The organism is Streptomyces sp. B1866, from assembly GCF_031932565.1.
Classification (GTDB): Bacteria; Actinomycetota; Actinomycetes; order Streptomycetales; family Streptomycetaceae; genus Streptomyces.
Window position 1 is genome coordinate 1 of sequence record NZ_JAVSCF010000654.1, and the last position, 329, is coordinate 329.

Below are 329 nucleotides of genomic sequence, written 5' to 3' on the forward strand. Positions count from 1 at the left end.
GCCCATTCACCGCCGCCACCGACACCCGCCCCACCCACTCCCCCAACGACCCCACAACCTCAGCCTCCGACGCCTCCACCGCCACCATCGCCCCACCCCGCGGCAACCCCTGCATCAACCGACCCCGCGCCGCCACCAACACACACGCATCCCCCAACGACAACACCCCAGCCACCCACGCAGCCACCACCTCACCCACCGAATGACCCCCGACCCACTCCCCCCGCACACCCCACGACTCAAACAACCGGAACAACGCAACCTCCACCGCAAACAACGCCGGCTGCGTCAAACCCGTCTCATCCAAACCCACCCCAGAAACCACCGCA

General features: G+C 67.8%; 1 protein-coding gene. It reads right to left on the reverse strand.

Annotation, left to right across the window (positions count from 1 at the left end):
• Positions 1–329: acyltransferase domain-containing protein (locus tag RKE29_RS30645; protein WP_312008937.1), on the reverse strand; the 329-nt coding region annotated here is incomplete at both ends.